The organism is Kitasatospora sp. NPDC032121 (assembly GCF_055580145.1).
Genome location: NZ_JBVILX010000014.1, coordinates 1 through 17,705, shown reverse-complemented (window position 1 = coordinate 17,705; position 17,705 = coordinate 1). Strand labels below are relative to the sequence as shown.

The window sequence follows — 17,705 nt, the reverse complement described above, 5'->3', positions numbered from 1 at the left end:
GAAGCTATCGCGGAGCACGCTACAGGCAGTAGTCCTTCGGGTCGCCTGAGTGACCATGACCGCCTACCGCCGGGCATTCCCATGCTTCCGCCCGGCCCCCACATGGCTTCAAACTCCGTCCCTGGAAGGTGCCTTCGCCATGTCCTCCAGCCCCGCCCCCTGCTCCGCCATCTGGCTGCCGCGCAGCCGGCGCGCCCCCGGCGAGGGGCGCGCCCTCCTCGCCTCGCTCCTCGACTCCGCCCCGAACGGCGACCAGTTCCTCGACCCGGGGCTCGTGATCGTCTCGGAGCTCGTCACCAACGCCCTCCTCCACGGCACCCCGCCGGGCCACCGCATCCACCTCTCCCTCTCCCTCGACTACGACCCGGACTTCGACCCCGCCCCCACCTGCCTGCGCATCGAAGTCCACGACGCCCGCCGGGACCGCGAGCCCGTCCTGCGCGCCCTCACCCTCGACGGCGAGGCCGGACGCGGCCTGCACCTCGTCAAGTCCCTCTCCAAGGAGACCGGTTGTTCCCCGCGCCGGCCGATCGGCAAAATCGTCTGGTCCGAGGTGACCGCCGCGTGAGGGGCGACCACGACATCCGCGTGGAGATCCCGGGCCTGCGCCCGCCCACCGTCCACACCTGCAACGCCGACGGCCTCGAACGGATCTGGAACTCCCTCCACCGCCTGCCGATGTCCCGCTTCCAGCACTACCTCCTGGAGCGCCGCCTCACCGGCCCCTGCGCCCAGCGCGACATCATCCGCGACCTCGACGACACCCCCGTCCTCACCCTCCCCCTCGGCGAACGCGAAATCCGCATCACCTGGGCCAACTGACGCCCGCTGAACGACCCGCCACCGCCCCGTCCCCCCTCTGGCCCGCGTGCCCGCTCTCGGCGAGGATGGCCGTCAGGAGCAGCAGCGCGGGCAGCACCCCGGCAGGGACCGGCCAGGCTTCGAGCGAGCGGGAGAGGGCGACGACGTGCCGTTACGCATGCACTTCACCGTGGAGGACCTCGCGCGCACCCGCATCGCCGACAGACCGGCCCCCTGCATCGAACTGGGCACCGCGGCACGGCAACTCCAGGAACGCACCCACCCGGTACGGCTCGGGGCCTGGCGCCACCGCACGCTGTCCGCCCTGCATCCCGCCTCGCGCATGGCCTTCGCGCTGATGCCCCCGCGCGGGCGGATCACCGACTTCCTGAGCGGCACGAACGCCGCGACACCCGCCGAACTGATCGAACAGATCCGTTCCACTCCCCGCAGCCGCCTGCGGACCAGCCTGGAGAACACCGCCCAGCACCAGCCCCTGCCCTCCTGGGCCCACCGGCTGCCCGACGACCCGCTGCTGCTGCGGCAGTTGTGCGACAGCGTGGAACACGTGGCCGACCACGCCCTCCTCCCCCACTGGCAGGAGGTCCAGGCCATGGCCGCGGCCGACGCCGCGGTGCGTTCCCGCCAGTTGCTCGGCGGCGGCGTCGAAGCCGTCCTCGCGCGCATCAACCCGCGACGGATCCGCTGGCGGGCCCCCGTACTGGAGATCGCGATGGCCTCCGGTCTGGACGCCGACGTGCAGCTGGGCGGACAGGGGTTGCTGCTCCAGCCGTCGGTGTTCGGCGTCGAGGCGCCGGTCGTCGACTTCGACGCGGTGCCGCAACCCGTCCTCAGCTATCCGGTGGCCCAGCTCCAGGAGGGCGCTGCCACACCGCTGTTCGCGGCCCTCCCGTCCGGCGACGGCCGGGCGGCGCCGGCGGTCGACGCCGTCGGGTCCGTGCTGGGCCACACCCGGGCCGCGGTGCTCGGCACCATCGCCCGTCACCCGGGCTGCTCTACCCAGCAACTCGCCGCGCTCGTCGGCATCGCCAAGGCCAGCGCCAGCGAGCACGCCACGACACTGCGCAACGCGGGCCTGATCGACACCCACCGGGACCGCCAGTCGACCGCCCATGTCGCCACCCCCACCGGCATCGCGCTGCTCAACGCGCCCTCCGCACGACCCTGACCGGCCCCGGTCCCGCAACAGCGCCCGTCGACGCTCCCGGGCCGCCGCCGAGCACTCCGCAGGTTCCGCACGTCCGCGCTGCCACGGACCGCGCGGTCGCCCGGACCACCGGTGTTCGGACCACCGGTGTTCGGGCCAACCGGTGTTCGGGCCAGACCGAATCGCGTTGGGGAGCGGCCGCGCCGGCGTGCAGCCTGAACACGGATGCCGGGCGCCGGGGGTTCGCAGCGCACCTGACGGCCCCGCGTCCGCCCCCACCGCGAGCCGTGGCCGTCCACGCACCGCAGACGGCCACGGTTCCGAGAGCGAGAGAGAGGGAGCACATGTCGATGAGGAAGAGCGCGGCCCTGCTGGCCGCCGCCCTGGTCGCCGGCACGGCATTGGGGCTGGCCCCGACGGTGGCCACGGCCGGGACCCCCGGGGAGGCCGGTCTCCTCAGCTGTTCTCACGCGTGGTCGAACCTGGATCCCGACGGCAGCAACCCGAAGACCATCACGCGCAGCGGCGTGAACATCCGCTCGGGCCCGCACGCGGCGGCCGGTACGCAGTGCGGCGTCGTGGGCGTCCTCAACCCGGGCGACCAGGTCTTCTACCACTGCTACACGACGACGCAGAGCGAGGGGACGTGGACGCACCTGCGCAAGAGCGGCACTTCGCTGGAGGGCTGGGTGAAGGACGCCCTGCTCCCGGACGGCGGCAGCGTGTACGAGTGCTGACCTGAGCCGGGGCGTCGCATGAGCGTCGGGGCTCCGGCCGGCCGGAGCCCCGACGTGTGGTCGCGGTCGCCGGCGCCGTCAGCGGTGCAAGACGGCTGCCGCTACGGTTCCTCCGTGACCTCACCTGCCTGGACCGACGACGAGATCGTCGCGAGGATCCGCGACTTCGCCGAGGCCCGCGGCCTCCCCCGCCCCGCACCGGTACAGGCCGCGGACGAGTTCGAGGCGCTCACCGGGTTTCCGATGCAGCCGCTGCTGCGGAGGGTCTACTGCGAGGCGGCCGACGGGGGCTTCGGCCCCTACGGCGGCGCCCTGCGCCGTCGCGGCAGCGTCCCGTGCGGCGTGGTGTCGCTGACCGACACCAAGCAGCGGTTCAGCAACGAGACGTCCCTGATGACCCTCTACCGGAAGTGGCTCTCCCAGCCGTCCGGGGAGGACGAGTTCCATCCACGCAACGTGCTGCCACTGGCGACCCTCGGCGGCGTCATCTGGTGGTGCATCGACCTCAGCACCCAAGAAGGCCGCATGTGGGGCGGGGACGAGAACGCCTGCGACCGCCACTGGCTGGCACCGCAGGACCTCACCCTCGCGCAGTGGCTCACCGACTGGCTCCGCGGCGACGACACCGCCCCGGAGATTCCGGCCGTTCCCGGCTGCCCCACCTGCTGACGGCCCGCTGCCTGCGGCCCCTCCCGCCCGTACGCCCGTGACCTGTGCTTTCCCGCTGAGCTGCGGACGGCCGGGCATCTGGCTAGCCTGGTCATCGGGTGGGTACGAGGCATCGTCGTGCCCGCTGGGCCTGTGGAGGCCCGACAGCTGGGCGGTGAGCGATCCGCCCCCCTTCGGGCACGTGTGGTAAACCGCCCCGTGATCCGCCAGGGCTTCCGACGCCATCCGCGGACGAGCCCGCCGACCTCTCGGACACCCCACAAGGGACAACCCACATGAGAGCGATCACCCTGTCTCCCGCCAAGCGCGTCGCGACCGCGGTCGTCACCGCCGTGCTGCTGGCCGGCACGCCCGGCCTGGCCGCGGCAGCCACCCCGCCGACCGCCCCGGCGCCCCGGCAGACCACGACCTGGTACCAGTTCAGGATCTACCCGCAGTCCGGTACCCCGGCCAGGCACCTGGACGTCGACAGCGGCGGCAGGGCCGTCGTGGCCGTTCCCAACCCCGAGAGCGAACGCCAGCAGTGGAGCCTGAGCGCCACCGGCGGGCTGCCGCTCGTCAAGAACCGGGCGACGGGCACATGCCTGACCGCGCCGAGTGACACGCAGGACCCCGTCACCCTCCAGGCCTGCGACAGGAACAACCCGCACCAGCGATGGGACGTACACCATGTGACGTCCGGTCAGGTCGAGATCTCGCCCCGGGACCACCTCGCTCTCGCTCTCACCGGGAGCGCGCAAGCCGGCAGCAAGGCCGTCCTGCGGCCCTACGTGGCGGAGGACGACCAGCAGTGGTTCATCCGCTCCGTGAAGTAACGGTCCCCCGCCCCCGGCAAACCCATTCGACGCCCACGGCATGCCCGTGACCTGCGCTTTCCCGCCGATCTGCGGGCCGCCGGACATCTGGCCGGCCCGGTCGGGCGGGCACGAAGCACCGCCGCGCCCCCGGGCCCCGGAGGCCCGGCAGCCGGGGCGGTGAGCGATCCGGCCCCCTCAGGCGAACCCCGGCGCGGCCCCGTGGCCCACAGGGCTCGCGACACCATCCGCCGAGGAGCCCGTACACCTCTCGGACACCCCACAAGGGACAACCCACATGAGAGTGACAACCATGTCTCCTGCCAAGCGCATCGCGACCACGGCCATCGCCGCGGCCCTGCTGGCCGGCACGCCCGGCCTGGCCGCGGCAGCCACCCCACCGACCGCCCCGCCGACCCTGCAGACCGGGGCCCGGTTCCGGCTCGAAGTCCTGCCACCGACCCAGCCCAGCGTCGTGAAGACGATGGAGGTCAACCGCAGCGGCACGGTCGTCATGGCCGACCGCGAGCCGAACAACAACCGCCAGTTCTGGAGCATGAGCGGCTCCACCGGCAAGCAGCTCATCGAGAACAGGGCGACGGGCACGTGCCTGACCGCGCCGACCAGCGGCGCCGGGAGCCCCGTCACGCTCCAGACCTGCGACAAGAACAACGTGAACCAGCAGTGGAACGTGCGCTACTGGTCGGAGGGCAGGTTCACGGTCTCGCTCACGGCCCGCCCCGCCCTCTACCTCACCGGGGGCGCGACCATCGGCACCGAGGTCACCGTCAGGACCCACACCTCGACCTTCGCCCAGCACTGGGCCGCGGTGCCCCCGGGGCGCTGATCCCTGGACGAGCGCCCGCCCCATGGCACGTCGGCCCACCCCGCGGCCCTGCCCGACCCCCGGTCGGGTAGGGCCGTGTGCGTGAACGCCCCCTCGGCATCCCCCGCACCCCCGCATCCCCCGCACCCCCGCATCACCGACACCCCCATCACCGCGATCCCCCGGGAGTTCCCATGGCCGCCCCCGTACGCCCCGCCCCGACCGGCACCGAGGCCACGTTCCCGATCGACGAATCGTTCATGTCCGGAAAGACGGCGAACCAGCACTGGGTCCTGCACGGCAACGCGACACTGACCACGGAACCGAACAACAACGGCAGTCTGCAACTGACCCCCGACGAAAAGAACCAGGCCGGCACCGCCTACCTCGACCAGCCGTTCTCCTCCCGGCTCGGCGTCAGCATCGAGTTCGACTACGCCTGCGAGGGCACCGCCACCGGCGAGGACTTCGGCGACGGCTTCTGCCTCTACCTGATCGACGGGAGCAAGACCACGGACACCGGCGCCTACGGCGCCGCGCTCGGGTACTCCCGCATGGGCGAGACCACCGCCACCGCGAAGCCCGGGGTCACCGCCGGATACGTCGGCATCGGCTTCGACAACTACGGGAACTACGCCTCCTCCCTGGCCGGCCCCAACGCACCGGGGCGCACGCCCGACATGCTCGGCCTGCGCGGCTCCGGCAACCTCCGGGACAACTTCCGCTGGCTCACCGGCGTGAAGGTGCCCGGCGGCTTCCGGGCGAACTGGCAGAATCACGCCCGCATCCGGATCAGCATCATCGAGGGAAAGTTGACGGTACGTCACACCAAGGACTCCGACACCAAGACCCTCATCGACGACTACGACCTCACCACGGCCCCGGGGCAGGTCTCCATGCCCGCCACCTTCAAGCTCGGCCTCTCGGCCGGCACCGGCGGGGCCAGGGCGGCCCACTCGATCAGGCACCTGTACGTCGCGCTGCCCGCCGACCTGCCGCTCACCATGACGGGCCCGGCGAAGGCCAAGGTCGGCGAGAAGGTCTCCTACACGATCACGGTGGAGAACAACGGCCCGAACGACGCCCCCGACGCGGAGGTCACCGGCACGATCCCCGCCGGCCTGTCCGACGTCTCCGTGGCGTGCGAACCGCACGGCGCGGCCGTGTGCGGGATCGGTTCCACCGGGAACGGGCTGCGCCAGCCGGTGACCCTCCCCAAGGGCGGCAGCGCGAAGATCACCGTCACCGGCACCGTCACCCACGCCGCCGCGAACAGCACCCTCAAGGCCACCGCCAAGATCGCCTCGCCGACCCGCGCGAACACCTCCATCCACTCCTCCGGCGCGGTGGACACCCAGGTGCCGGCCGTACCCGTCCCGGTCGGCGGCCAGGTCGTCGCCCACCAGGGCCAGACCGGCTGGGCCCAGGGCGACGACCCGAACACCCTGATCGTCACGGTGGACACCAGCCAGGCGAAGTACGAGCAGACCCCCGTCCACGTCGTCTCCGTCGCCGGCCACCAGTACGTGGCGAACCTCGGCGCCCCCGGCATCCACAAGGTGTCCAAGGACGGGTTCGAGGTCGGACTGCGCTGGGTCGACCAGTCCGACCTGGACGTCGCGGAAGCGGAGAAGGACGGCTTCCGGCTGGACTGGATCGCCTGCCCCCAGGACGCCGAAGGCGTCGCCTGCGGCCAGACCAGCCCCGACGCCTGGCGGCAGGAGAAGGACGAGCCCCGGACCATCCTGGTCGACGTGGACATCAGCCACAAAAACTTCACCACCACGCCCGTGATCGTCGCCTCCGTCGTGGGCGACCAGCTGACGGCCGACCTCAGCACGGTCTCGGTCATCGACCCGCTCCGCGACCGCTTCACCGTCGGCGTCCGCCTCAGCAACCAGAGCGACCTCAGCCCGGGAACGGCGAAGAGCAGAGGACTGCGGATCAACTGGATCGCCTGCCCCGAGAACACCACGACCCTCGCGAGCGGCCACACCGCCTCCGAGGCCTGGTACCAGGGCGGCGACGCGAGGATCCTGTTCGCCCGCGCCGACACGCAGCGGTCGGACCTGCCGGACAGCCCCGCGTTCGTCGCCACCGTCGTGGGCGGGTTCAAGGCCGCCGAGCTGTGCGCCCCCGGGATCTACGGCGCCGACCGTACCGGCTTCAAGGCCGGCGTCCGCCGCAGCGACCAGGCCGCGCTGGCACCGGACTTCGCCAGCGACAACGGCATCGGCGTGAACTGGATCGCCTGCCCGCTCCCGCCGAAGTGACCCGACCGCTCGAGTAGCCCGACGACACAGCCTGTCGGCCCAGGGGAGTTCAGCCGCTCCCCTGGGCCGACGGGTCTCCCGGGCACGCGGTCGCGAGGGTGACCATGCGGTGCATGACCTCGGCGGGGACGCCGGGGTTGCGGGCGGCGGCTTCGGCGCTGCACGGGTCGAGCAGGCGCGTCGCCAGCTCGGCCGCCGGCAGCACCGGGTTGGCCAGCGCGTGCCGCCGCACGCCCCGGTCGGGGTCGGCGGCCAGCCGGACCAGGGCCTCGGGGGCGATCCGCGGGTCGCCGGCGGCGCCGCGGCGCACGCCCGGGTCGGGGTCCCGGGCGAGCCGGTCGACGTGGGCTGCGGTGGAGGCCGGGTCGTCGAGCGCGAGCACCCGCAGGCGCGGGTTCGGGTCCGCCGCGAGGCGCAGCAGGCCGTCGCGGGGGAAGTTGGGGTGGTTGCGGGGGCGGCCGGGGAAGGAGAGGCTTCCGTCCCACCAGGCCGCCACCTCCAGCAGCATCGCGGGCGGGGCGTCGTCGCAGGACTCGGCCAGGAAGAGCCGCACCACGCGGTCCTCGTCCCGGGCGAGCAGGGCCGCCACGTCGGCGGGCAGGTGCGGTGCCCTGGCGACGCTGCGGCGGATCAGGGGTTTCGGGGAGGCGGCGAGGCGGCGCATGGCCGCGGCGTCCTGGTGCAGGGCGCCGACCCACCACAGGGCCGAGGAGAATCCGTCGGGCTCGATGTCGGGGACCTCGGCGGCCATCGCCTCGATCTCCTCGGGGGTGGCGGGCGGCACGGCGTCGGGGTGCGGGGCGCGGGCGATGCCGCGGCCGCCGCCCGGGCGCGTGCGGGCGTTCAGGTGCTGCTCGGCGAGCTCCGCGAACAGCCCGCACCGGGGCGCCCCGGGCTTGGCGGCGATGAGGCGCTCCCACTGGGCCGGTGACAGGTGGCCGGCCTCGGCGACGGTGAGGCGGACCTGCCGGTCCGGGTGGACGACGGCGGCGTCCAGGACGGCTTCGGGCAGGTCCTCGCGGTACAGGAACCAGGGCCGACCGGCGTCCAGGAGCCGTAGGAGCAGGTCGGTGGGCGCGGCGCGATTGAAGCCGAGTCCGGTCAGCCAGGCGGTGCCTGTCTCCTCGTCGACTTCGCCGACCGAGGCCAGCGCGGCCCAGCCGGGGGCGGGTGCGGCGGGGTGTGTCCGTGTCACCGGCCGACGGCCATGCCCGGACCGTGCGCGGACCGTGCGTCCCGTGCGGCTCCGCCGTCCAGGCGGGCCAGCGCCTCCCGCACCGCCAGGCGTCCGGCGGTGCGGAAGGAGTGCTCGCGCGAGTCCACTAGGTGGACGACGGTGTGGTGCAGCACCAGCGCCAACGCCAGGGGGACGCCGGGCAGTTGCTCGGCCAGCTCGGCGCTCACGCCCTCGGCCAGAGCGGCGTGGAAGCGCTCCAGGTCCTCGGGGTCCGGGCCGCCGTCGACGGTGGCGTCCGGGGCGGACTCCAGGTGCAGGCCCTCCTCCCAGGGCTCGAAGTCCACGGTGACGATCGCGACGTCGCCCGGGCAGCCGGCCTGGCGGACGTAGCGGGCCCGTACGCCGCGGACCGGGCGGGGCGGGAAGAAGGGCCGGGCGGGGGCCACCGGGGTCAGGAGTGCTCGATCTCGACCGAGGTGATCACCACGTCCTCGAGCGGGCGCTCGTCCGCGGTGGGGGTGGTGGCGATCGCGTCGACGACGGCCTTGGAGGCGGCGTCGGCGACCTGGCCGAAGATGGTGTGGCGGCGGTTGAGGTGGGTGGGGGTACCGACCGTGATGAAGAACTGGGAGCCGTTGGTGCCCGGGCCGGCGTTGGCCATCGCGAGCAGGTAGGGCTTGGTGAAGAACAGCTCCGGGTGGAACTCGTCCGCGAAGGAGTAGCCGGGGCCGCCGGTGCCGGTGCCGGTCGGGTCGCCGCCCTGGATCATGAAGCCCGCGATCACCCGGTGGAAGAGCGTGCCGTCGTAGTACGGGCCCTGGCCCGGCTCGCCGGTGCGCGGGTCGGTGTACTCCCGGGTGCCCTCGGCGAGTTCGGTGAAGTTGCGGACCGTCTTCGGCGCGTGGAACGGGAACAGCTCCAGGCGGATCGGGCCCGCCGTGGTGTGCAGGGTGGCGAACCGGGCAGTGGCCACGGGTGACTCCTCGGGTGCGGCTGGTACGGGCGGTGCGGGGCAGTACGGGCGTTGCGGCGGACGGCCGATGCGGTGACCTGGGCCGTTCGGCTACCGCATCCTGGCACAGCGTGCGCCCGCGCGTCCGAACCGGGTGGGACGATCCGCCCGTCACACGTACGAAGGGCTTCGCGGGAGAGAGCAGGTGGTCGTGGTGGTCGGCGCGGTTCTGGTGGGGGGTGCTGGCCCTGGTCGTCGCGGGGTGCGGCTGCGTGGTGTGGGCCGACCGGGGCGGGCCGCGCTGGGCCCGGGTGGTCGCGGCGCTCACCCTCGGCGCCGGGCGGGCGGTGCGCGGCTACCAGCGCAACCGGTCCCGCCGGGTGGGCGGCGGCGGGGGCGACGGGGACGGCGGCTGAGCCGCCGGGCCTCGGCGGCGCCGGACGTGGCGCGTCCCCGGCCGCCGGGGTGGTGGTCGGCGGCGGCCGGGGACGCGAGGGAGGGTCAGCTCTCGGTGGAGCCGGTGGAGCGGCGGCGGGCGGCCACGACCATCGCCGCGCCCGCGGCGAGGGCGGCGGCGGCGCCGCCGGCCTCCCAGCCGAGCCCGTCGGTGCCGGTGGCGGCGAGCGTGCCGGTGCCGGTGCCCGTACCGGTGGTGCCCGTACGGGCGGCGGTGCCGGTGCCGGTGCCCGTGGTGGTCTCGGTGAGGCCGGCGGGCTGGACAGCCTGCGGCTGCTGCCCGGAACCGTCGGCGCCCGTGCCCGTGCCGGTGCCCGTACCACTGCCGGTGCCGGTTCCGTTGCCGGGCTTGGCGGCCGCGGCTGCGGCCTCGTCCTCGGCGCGGGCCTTGGCCCAGCCCTCCTTGAGGAAGGCCTCGACGGCCTCGTTCGTACCGGCGTCCAGCGCCTTGCTGGCCGCCGCGCGCACCGCCGGGCCGCCTGCGTCCATGAGCCGGGAGAGCTTCACCCGGTTGTCGTCGGCGCGCAGGCGCGGCAGCTCGACGGTCATGAAGTGCCGCGCGGCCTCGGCGTTGCCGTCCATGGCCTTCTGGGCGGCCTCGACGGTGTACGAGCTGCTCTCCTTGTCGGCGATGACGCGCAGGATGTCGACCCGGTCGTCCTCGAACTGGGCCTTGGCGAAGCCCTCGTTGAGGAACGCCTCGACGGCCTCGTCCGTACCGGCGTCCAGCGCCCTGCCCGCCGCCTCACGCACGGCCCGGCCGCCGGTGGCCATGAGCTGCGAGAGCTTGACCCGGTTGTCGTCGCCGCGCAGCTTGGGCAGCTCGGCGGTCAGGAAGTGGCGCAGCTCGGCGGCGCCGCCCTTGAGGGCCTTCTCAGCGCCCACGCGCACGCCGGGGCCGGTCTTCGGGTCGGCGAGGATGGCCTCGACCCGGGCGCGGTCCTCGTCCTCGGCGCGGGCGGTGTACTGGCCGGTCTTCAGGAACTCGGCGATGGCGTCGTCGCCGCCGTTGAGGGCGGCACGGGCGGCCGCCTTGACGGCCGGGCCGCCGACGCTGTGAATCCGGGCGGTCAGGAGGCGGTTGTCCGACTTCCGCAGATCGTCGAGCTCGACCTCCAGGAAGTGGCGCAGTTCGGCGGCGCCGCCCTTGAGGGCCTTCTCGGCGCCCTCGTGCACCCTGCTCCAGGATTCCGCCGGCGACTCGGCGAGGATGCGCTCGACCTCGGCGCGGTCGCGCTGCTCCTGCGGGTCGCCCTGCTCGGGTGCGGTGTCCTTGGCGGAGTCCGAGCCGGTGTCGGGGCCGGAGATGCCGGTCGGCTTGGGGGCGTCGGAGGCCGAGGCCGCGGTGGGGAAGAGGACGGCGGGGGCCAGGACGGCGGCCGCGACGACGGCGGACACCCGGGGCAGCTTCATCGAGGGCAAACCTGCTTCGTGTGAAAGGCTTATGAACGCCCGACAGCATAGATCCACTTTTCCGATCGCCATACCGATTAGTGTCACGGCCCTGTCCGGGGGCGCCGCTAGGGTGTGGCGGATGAGCTTCCACCTGGTCGTCGGACACGGGCCCGCCGGGGCCGCCACCGCCCGCCTGCTCGCCGAACAGGGCCACGAGGTGCGGGTCGTCACCCGCACCGGGGCCCCCGCCGGGCCGGCCGTCCCCGGCGTCGAGCACCTCGCCCTGGACGCGAGCGACCCCGTACGGCTGGCGAAGGCCGCCCGCGGCGCCGTCGCCCTCCACGGCTGCGCCGCGCCGCCGCTGCCACAGTGGACGCGGCTGTGGCCGGCGCTGGCCGACTCGCTGTGCGCGGCGGCCGAGGAGAGCGGCGCGGTGCTGGTCATGCTCGGCAACCTGTACGGCTACGGGCCGGTGGCCGCCCCGATGACCGAGGACCTGCCGCTCGCCGCGACCGGCCGCAAGGGGCGGGTGCGGGCGGCGGCCTGGGAGCGCGCGCGGGCACTGCACGAGGCCGGGCGGATCCGGGCGGTGGAGGTGCGGGCCTCGGACTTCTTCGGCCCCGGCGTCACCGACGGCGGCCACCTGGCCGCGCGGGTGATGCCCAATCTGCTGAAGGGCCGCCCGCTCGGCGTCGTCGGCGCCCCGGACGCCGCGCACAGCTGGACCTACCTGCCGGACGTGGCCCGGGCGATGGTCGAACTCGCCGGCGAGGAGCGGGCCTGGGGCCGGGCCTGGCACGTGCCCACCGTCCCCGCCCTGCCGGTGCGGGCGATGGTCGACCGGCTGGCCGCCGAGGCGGGTGTCGGGCCGGTCGCGGTGCGCCGCCTGCCGGCGGCGGTGCTGGCCGCGGCGGGGCTGGTCTCCCCGCTGCTGCGCGAACTGTGGGAGGTGCGCTACCAGTTCGACCGGCCGTTCGTGGTGGACAGCTCCGCGTACGAGGCGGCGTTCGCGGTGCGGGCGACGCCGTTGGAGGAGCAGGTGCGGGCGACGGTCGCCTGGTGGCGCGAGCGGCCGTAGGTCCGCGTCCGCGGTCCGCCCCCGCCCCTTCCTCGTCCGTACCCGTCCCTCTTGTCCGTACCTTCCTCCTCGTCCGTTCACCGGACGCCGGGCCCCGGCTTCCGTAGTATTCCGTCCGTGGCCAAACGACGTGACGTTGAGCGGGAAGTCCTGGCATCCATCGGCGAGTTGGCGTCATCCGGGTTACCGGCCGCCGAGCTGTTCCGCGAGCTGCACACCCTGCTCCTGGAACCGCTCGGCTTCGACGGCGGCTGCTGGCACGGCAACGACCCGGTCACCGGGTTCCCCACCTCCACCGTCGCCGACGGCCTCGATTTCGCCCAGTTCGAGCAGGCCGTGCAACTGGAGCTCCAGGGCCAGGACACCACCACCTTCACCGCGATCCGCACCGCCGGCCACCGGGTGCAGACCATCGACCGGGCCACCGACGGCCGCCCCGAACGCAGCGTCCGCTACCGGGAGTTGCTCCACCCCTGCGGCTACGGCGACGAACTGCGGATCAACTTCGACCTCGGCGGCGGCCGCTGGGCCTCCGCGGCGTTCATGCGCGAACGCGCCCGCGGCCGCTACGACCTGCCCCACCTGCGCCTGGCCGAACGCGTCGCCGCGCCCATCGGCGCCGCCCTGCGCGACACCCACCTCGCCGCCCTGCGTAGCGCCGGCCCGCCGCAGCCCCCGCACACCCCGGCCGTCGCGATCCTGGACGGGTACGGGCGGCTGCGCTCGGCGGACGCGGCGGCCCGCGAACTGATCGGGCAGATGGCCGAACCCACCGCCCACACCGGCGGGGTGCCCAGCGGCTTCCTCACCGTCGCCCGCCTGGCCGCCCGCCGCGGCGGGCCCACCGAGATGCGGGTGTGCACCCCCGACGGCCAGTGGCTGACCCTGCACGCCTCCCCGCTGGACGGCCGCCGCGGCGGCATCGCCGTCGTCGCCTCCCCGGCCTCCCCCGTCCAGCGCCTGCCGCTGGCGATCCTCGCCCACGGCCTGTCCCCGCGCGAACAGCAGGTCGCCCTGCACGCGGTGCGCGGCGCCAGCACCAAGGACATCGCGGCCCTCCTGCACCTGACCGTGCCCACCGTCCAGCAGCACGTCACCGCGATCCTCCACAAGACCGGTGTGGGCAGCCGCCGCGAACTCGTCGCCCTGCTGATGGCCGACCACCTCCCCACCCTCGGCCTGCCGCCGCAGTAGTGCCCCTGCGGCCCCCCTTCTCCGGCCCGCCCTTCTCCGGCCCATCCTTCTCCGGCCCGCCCTTCTCCGGCCCATCCTTCTCCGGCCCGCCCTTCTCCGGCCACCGGGCCGAACCCCTGTGCCCGCGCCCCGCCGGTGTCCGCGCATCGCGGTGCCTGCTAGCATCCGCGCAGTTCAGCGGCATGATCACGGGAATAGCAGGGGGGTCCGGATGCAGGACGGAACCGGCGAGCAGCCGCACCGCGCAGCGGCGGCTCATGGCGTTGCGGCGACGCAGGACACGGCGGCTCATGGCGTTGCGGCGGCGCAGGACGCGGCGGCGCAGGACGGCGAGGTGACACGCCGTCGGCGACGGTCCCTCGGCGTCGCGGCGGGGGTGTGCGTCCTCGGGGCGGCCGGGATCGGCGCGGCGCTCCTGGCCTCCTCCCCGGGCGGCGCCTCGGCCGGGCCGGGCGGCGCAGCGAGCCCGGCCGCGTCGGCGAGCCCTTCGGCCGACCCCTCGCCCGGCGCCCCGGTGCAGGCCGCGCCTGCGGCCGCCCCGGAGGCGACGGCTCCGGCGAACACCGACCCCACGCCCGACCCCGCTGCCGTCCCGCCCGAGGCGGCGGTCGCGGCGACGCAGGACGCCGAGGGCGCCGAGGCCGGCGAGCCGTCCGCCCGGCCGGCGACCTCCCGCCCCCGGTCCCAGGCCGCGCCCACCGCCCCGGCCGCCGGGACGAGCGGGGCGCAGTCGGCCGGGGCGCAGGCGCCGGGCCGCTCGCAGGCGCCGGCCGCCAAGGCGTCCCCGTACTGGACGATCCCGCCGCGGCCGGAGCTGCCGGCCCCGCCCGCGTCGGTTCCGACCAATGCCCACTGCCCGCCGCTGCAGGCCATGACCTACGACGGCTGCCGGTCGATCGGCCCGGTCATCACGCTCCCTCCGGTGGTGCGGCCGACGGGCTGACCCGGGGCGGCCGCGGCGCGTTGTCGCAGGTGGGGCCCAGGGTTCGCCCGTGAACGTTCCCGAGGCCATCCCGATCCGACACGATCCCGACCACGACAGCCGCACCATCGGGCGGTGCGATGGCGGCCGGTTCTTCGCGTGGGTCGTGGCTGCCTTCCCCGAGGATTGGAGCGGCGACGACTGGCAGCCGCGGAAGCGCTGGTGCGCCGTGCTGCACCGGTTCGACGAGGCCGGCAGGCACCTGGGCTCGCGCATGCGGTCCACCGGCACGACGGCGGACGGCGAGGAGCGGGCGGTCGCCGCGGCGCGGCTGCTGCCGGAGGAGTGGCTGGACGCCCTGCCGGGGCGGCCGGCACTACCAGGACATCGCCGTCGCGCCGTTCGAGGTGCGGTTCGGGGGTGCCCTGTTCGGCTTGGTCCCGGAGGGGGGCGAGGACGAGGGGGACGGTGTGTGGATGGAGTTCCATCCTGGCGGTCTGGGCTTCTGCGCCCCGTGGGACGGCTGCTGCGACACCTGAGTACAAGCGGGGCGCGCGGCCCGTTCCTCGCTAGGCTCGGCGGTGCCGGGGCCTCCGGGGCCTCCGGGGTCTCCTGTGGGAAGGCGGGTGCGCGCGTGCTCGGGTACGACGCGGACGGGTTCGTCCGGGACGGGGCACCGCACCGGGTGGTGGCCGGGGCGGTGCACTACTTCCGGGTGCACCCGCAGTTGTGGGAGGACCGGCTGCGGCGGGTGCGGGCGCTGGGGGTGAACACGGTGGACACCTACGTCCCGTGGAACTTCCACGAACTGCCCGGCGGCACGGTGGACTTCACCGGCTGGCGGGACGTGGCGCACTTCGTGCGGCTGGCCGGCGGCCTCGGGCTGGACGTGATCCTGCGCCCGGGCCCGTACATCTGCGCGGAGTGGGAGTTCGGCGGGCTGCCGGCCCGGCTGCTGGCGGTGGACGGGCTGCGGCTGCGCTGCGCGGACCCGGCGTACCTGGCCGAGGTCGACGGCTGGTTCGACGCGCTGGTGCCCGAGTTGCTGCCGCTGCTGGCGAGCCGGGGCGGGCCGGTGGTGGCGGTGCAGGTGGAGAACGAGTACGGCAGTTACGGCGACGACGCCGCCTATCTCGCCCATCTGCGCGACGGCCTGGTGCGGCGCGGCGTGGACTGCCTGCTGTTCACCGCCGACGGCGCCCACGACACCATGCAGCAGGGCGGCGCCATCCCCGGCCACCTCGCCACGGCCACGTTCGGCTCGCGCGCCCCCGAACGGCTGGCGGTGCTGCGCCGCCACCAGGGCGAAGGGCCGCTGACCGCCATGGAGTTCTGGATCGGCTGGTTCGACCAGTGGGGTCTGCCGCACCACGTCCGCGACCCGAAGGAGACCGCCGCCTCGCTGGACGAACTGCTCGCCACCGGCGCCTCCGTCAGCCTCTACATGGCGCACGGCGGCACCAGCTTCGGCCTGTGGGCGGGCGCCAACCACTCCGGCGCCCACCCGCTGGACGCCGGCTACGAGCCGACCGTCACCAGCTACGACTACGACGCGCCGATCGGCGAGGCCGGCGAGCTGACCGAGAAGTTCCACGCCCTGCGCGAGGTCATCGGCCGCTACCTTCCCCTGCCGGACGGCGAACTGCCCGGCCCCGTAGCCCGGGTGGCGCCGCAGCGGCTGGAGCGCGCGCGGGGGCGGGCGGTCCTGGCGCGGGCCCTGGACGCGCTGTCGCGGCCGCGGCGGCATGCGGCGCCGCTGCCGATGGAGCAGGTCGGGCAGGACCGCGGCCTGATCCACTACCGCACCCGGGTGCCCGGTCCGCGCCCCGAACTGCCGTTGCGCATCGACGGGTTGGCCGACCGGGCGCAGGTCTTCGCGGACGGCCGCCCGCTCGGGGTGCTGGAGCGCAACTCCCCCGGCGCGACGCTGCCGCTGGCCACCGGGCCCGACGGGGTCGTGCTGGACATCCTGGTCGAGGCGCTGGGCCGGGTGAACTACGGCCCGCAGATGGACGACCGCAAGGGCATCACCCGCGGCGTCTCGCACGGCCACCAACGGCTCTTCAGCTGGGAGATCCGCCCGCTGCCACTGACCGACCTGTCCGCACTGGGTTTCACCGACGGCGCCGACGGCACCCAGGCCGGGGAGGCAGGCGACGGGGAGCCGGCCTTCCACCACTTCACCGCCGAACTCCCCTCCCCCGCCGACGCGTTCGTCGCCCTGCCGGACTGGGGCCGCGGCCTGCTGTGGCTCAACGGCTTCCTCCTCGGCCGCCACTGCGCCGCCGGCCCCCAGCGCACCCTCTACGCCCCCGCCCCCCTGTGGCGGGCCGGCACCAATGACCTGGTCGTGCTGGAACTCGAACGGCACGGCACCGCGGTGGAGTTGCGCGACGAACCGGACCTCGGCCCGGTCACGGCGGCCCCCAGCTCCGACTACTGACCGGCCGGGGCCGAACGGTTGCGCCCTCGGCCCCGACCGTGCGCCCCCGGCACGGGATCGGACCGTCCCGGCGCGGAATCGGACCGTCCTGGCGCCGATCCGGACAACCGTTACGGACGACACCCCACCGTTGCCGGGCGTTCGTGTGTCCTTGTCCGGCACGTCAATCGCCAGGAGTGCGAGTCGCATGAAGGAGCCAGGATGTTCCGCAGGAATTCCGCTCGTACGACGGCCCTCGCCGTGATGGCCGGCTCGATTCTGCTCGCGGTGCCCGCCACCGCCGACGCGACCACCACCGCCTACACCCCGCAGACGGCCTGCGGGTCCAGCTACGCCACGATCGATTCCTTCAACCTGCCGGGCGGCACCTCGACCGTCTACCTGACCTACAGCAGGACGACCGGCAAGAACTGCGTCGCCACCATCAAGAACACCAGGACCGGAACCCCGACGCTGACCGGCGCCTACCTGACCTTCGGCGACGGCAGCGGCAGGCAGCAGGACCTGGGGAACTACAGCTACTACGCCGCGGCCTACCTGTCCGCCCCCGGACAGTGCATCTACTACGGCGGCCGGGACTACAACTCCGGTGACTGGTGGGGCAAGGGACCGGGCTGGTGCAGCTGAGCGGCGGCCCGGCACCGGCCGGGTAGGGTCCGGCGAAGGCCGGCGGGCGGCCGTGCGCGTCCGCCGGGCCGACCGGTGAGTGCGCCGGGGGGGGGGGGGGGGGGGGGGGGGGGGGGGGGGGGGGGGGGGGGGGGGGGGGGGTCGCGCCGCGATTCTTTTCTGGCCTAGCGACGGTCGTAGGGGAGCAGAAGGA

The 17,705-nt window shown here is 74.3% G+C and carries 18 protein-coding genes; 14 read left to right on the top strand and 4 right to left on the bottom strand.

Translation table 11 applies throughout. From position 1 onward, the window contains the following. Positions 1-139 precede the first annotated feature (139 nt). From ACZ5OX_RS27930 to ACZ5OX_RS27895, 8 genes are all read left to right on the top strand, one after another. Positions 140-568 carry an ATP-binding protein gene (locus ACZ5OX_RS27930; protein WP_465633874.1) on the top strand — a complete coding sequence of 143 codons (429 nt, stop codon included), beginning with the start codon at positions 140-142 and terminating at the stop codon, positions 566-568. Further along, entirely contained in the window at positions 565-822 is a 258-nt protein-coding gene (locus ACZ5OX_RS27925; RefSeq protein WP_465633872.1) for a hypothetical protein, read from the top strand. The genes ACZ5OX_RS27930 and ACZ5OX_RS27925 overlap by 4 nt, the downstream gene beginning before the upstream one ends. Before the next feature lie 145 nt (positions 823-967). After that, positions 968-1,990: an ArsR/SmtB family transcription factor gene (locus ACZ5OX_RS27920; protein WP_465633870.1), complete on the top strand. Its 1,023-nt coding sequence runs from the start codon at positions 968-970 to the stop codon at positions 1,988-1,990. Positions 1,991-2,319: 329 nt separating this feature from the next. Continuing rightward, positions 2,320-2,706 carry an SH3 domain-containing protein gene (locus ACZ5OX_RS27915; RefSeq protein ID WP_465633869.1) on the top strand — a complete coding sequence of 129 codons (387 nt, stop codon included), beginning with the start codon at positions 2,320-2,322 and terminating at the stop codon, positions 2,704-2,706. A 114-nt stretch (positions 2,707-2,820) separates the two neighbouring features. Further along, positions 2,821-3,375 carry a hypothetical protein gene (locus ACZ5OX_RS27910; protein WP_465633867.1) on the top strand — a complete coding sequence of 185 codons (555 nt, stop codon included), beginning with the start codon at positions 2,821-2,823 and terminating at the stop codon, positions 3,373-3,375. A gap of 275 nt (positions 3,376-3,650) precedes the next feature. Further along, positions 3,651-4,190 carry an RICIN domain-containing protein gene (locus ACZ5OX_RS27905; RefSeq protein ID WP_465633865.1) on the top strand — a complete coding sequence of 180 codons (540 nt, stop codon included), beginning with the start codon at positions 3,651-3,653 and terminating at the stop codon, positions 4,188-4,190. A gap of 292 nt (positions 4,191-4,482) precedes the next feature. After that, positions 4,483-5,016, top strand: coding sequence for a ricin-type beta-trefoil lectin domain protein (locus ACZ5OX_RS27900; RefSeq protein ID WP_465633863.1), 534 nt, complete (start codon positions 4,483-4,485; stop codon positions 5,014-5,016). A 173-nt stretch (positions 5,017-5,189) separates the two neighbouring features. Next, positions 5,190-7,268, top strand: a complete 2,079-nt coding sequence (locus ACZ5OX_RS27895) for a hypothetical protein (RefSeq protein WP_465633862.1) — start codon at positions 5,190-5,192, stop codon at positions 7,266-7,268. 49 nt (positions 7,269-7,317) lie between these two features. On the opposite strand, the gene ACZ5OX_RS27890 is transcribed toward ACZ5OX_RS27895, so the two are convergent. The 3 genes from ACZ5OX_RS27890 to ACZ5OX_RS27880 are packed head-to-tail and all read right to left on the bottom strand — an operon-like array spanning position 7,318 to position 9,418. Further along, entirely contained in the window at positions 7,318-8,463 is a 1,146-nt protein-coding gene (locus ACZ5OX_RS27890) for a HEAT repeat domain-containing protein (RefSeq protein WP_465633860.1), read from the bottom strand. Continuing rightward, positions 8,460-8,891, bottom strand: coding sequence for a hypothetical protein (locus ACZ5OX_RS27885; protein WP_465633858.1), 432 nt, complete (start codon positions 8,889-8,891; stop codon positions 8,460-8,462). Before ACZ5OX_RS27885 ends, ACZ5OX_RS27890 begins: the two co-directional genes overlap by 4 nt. 5 nt (positions 8,892-8,896) lie before the next feature. Beyond that, the gene (locus tag ACZ5OX_RS27880; protein ID WP_449793086.1) at positions 8,897-9,418 is read right to left on the bottom strand and encodes a peptidylprolyl isomerase; all 522 of its coding nucleotides are present in this window, start codon (positions 9,416-9,418) and stop codon (positions 8,897-8,899) included. A 110-nt stretch (positions 9,419-9,528) separates the two neighbouring features. On the opposite strand from ACZ5OX_RS27880, the gene ACZ5OX_RS27875 reads away from it, so the two are divergent. After that, positions 9,529-9,813 carry a hypothetical protein gene (locus tag ACZ5OX_RS27875; RefSeq protein WP_465633857.1) on the top strand — a complete coding sequence of 95 codons (285 nt, stop codon included), beginning with the start codon at positions 9,529-9,531 and terminating at the stop codon, positions 9,811-9,813. 85 nt (positions 9,814-9,898) lie between these two features. Here the strand turns inward: ACZ5OX_RS27875 and ACZ5OX_RS27870 are convergent, their stop codons facing one another. Continuing rightward, complete coding sequence (locus ACZ5OX_RS27870) at positions 9,899-11,266, bottom strand: ALF repeat-containing protein (protein ID WP_465633855.1); 1,368 nt, start codon at positions 11,264-11,266, stop codon at positions 9,899-9,901. Between the two features lie 121 nt (positions 11,267-11,387). Here ACZ5OX_RS27870 and ACZ5OX_RS27865 point away from each other — a divergent pair, with 121 nt between their 5' ends. The 5 genes from ACZ5OX_RS27865 to ACZ5OX_RS27845 all read left to right on the top strand — a co-directional run bounded on the left by ACZ5OX_RS27865 (position 11,388) and on the right by ACZ5OX_RS27845 (position 17,512). Further along, complete coding sequence (locus ACZ5OX_RS27865; RefSeq protein ID WP_449793089.1) at positions 11,388-12,326, top strand: NAD-dependent epimerase/dehydratase family protein; 939 nt, start codon at positions 11,388-11,390, stop codon at positions 12,324-12,326. Between the two features lie 117 nt (positions 12,327-12,443). Further along, positions 12,444-13,520 carry a helix-turn-helix transcriptional regulator gene (locus tag ACZ5OX_RS27860; protein ID WP_465633854.1) on the top strand — a complete coding sequence of 359 codons (1,077 nt, stop codon included), beginning with the start codon at positions 12,444-12,446 and terminating at the stop codon, positions 13,518-13,520. A 334-nt stretch (positions 13,521-13,854) separates the two neighbouring features. After that, entirely contained in the window at positions 13,855-14,463 is a 609-nt protein-coding gene (locus ACZ5OX_RS27855) for a hypothetical protein (RefSeq protein ID WP_465633853.1), read from the top strand. A 613-nt stretch (positions 14,464-15,076) separates the two neighbouring features. After that, the gene (locus ACZ5OX_RS27850) at positions 15,077-16,885 is read left to right on the top strand and encodes a glycoside hydrolase family 35 protein (protein ID WP_465633852.1); all 1,809 of its coding nucleotides are present in this window, start codon (positions 15,077-15,079) and stop codon (positions 16,883-16,885) included. A gap of 201 nt (positions 16,886-17,086) precedes the next feature. Beyond that, positions 17,087-17,512, top strand: a complete 426-nt coding sequence (locus tag ACZ5OX_RS27845) for a spore-associated protein A (RefSeq protein WP_449793094.1) — start codon at positions 17,087-17,089, stop codon at positions 17,510-17,512. The last annotated feature ends 193 nt before the right edge of the window (positions 17,513-17,705 follow it).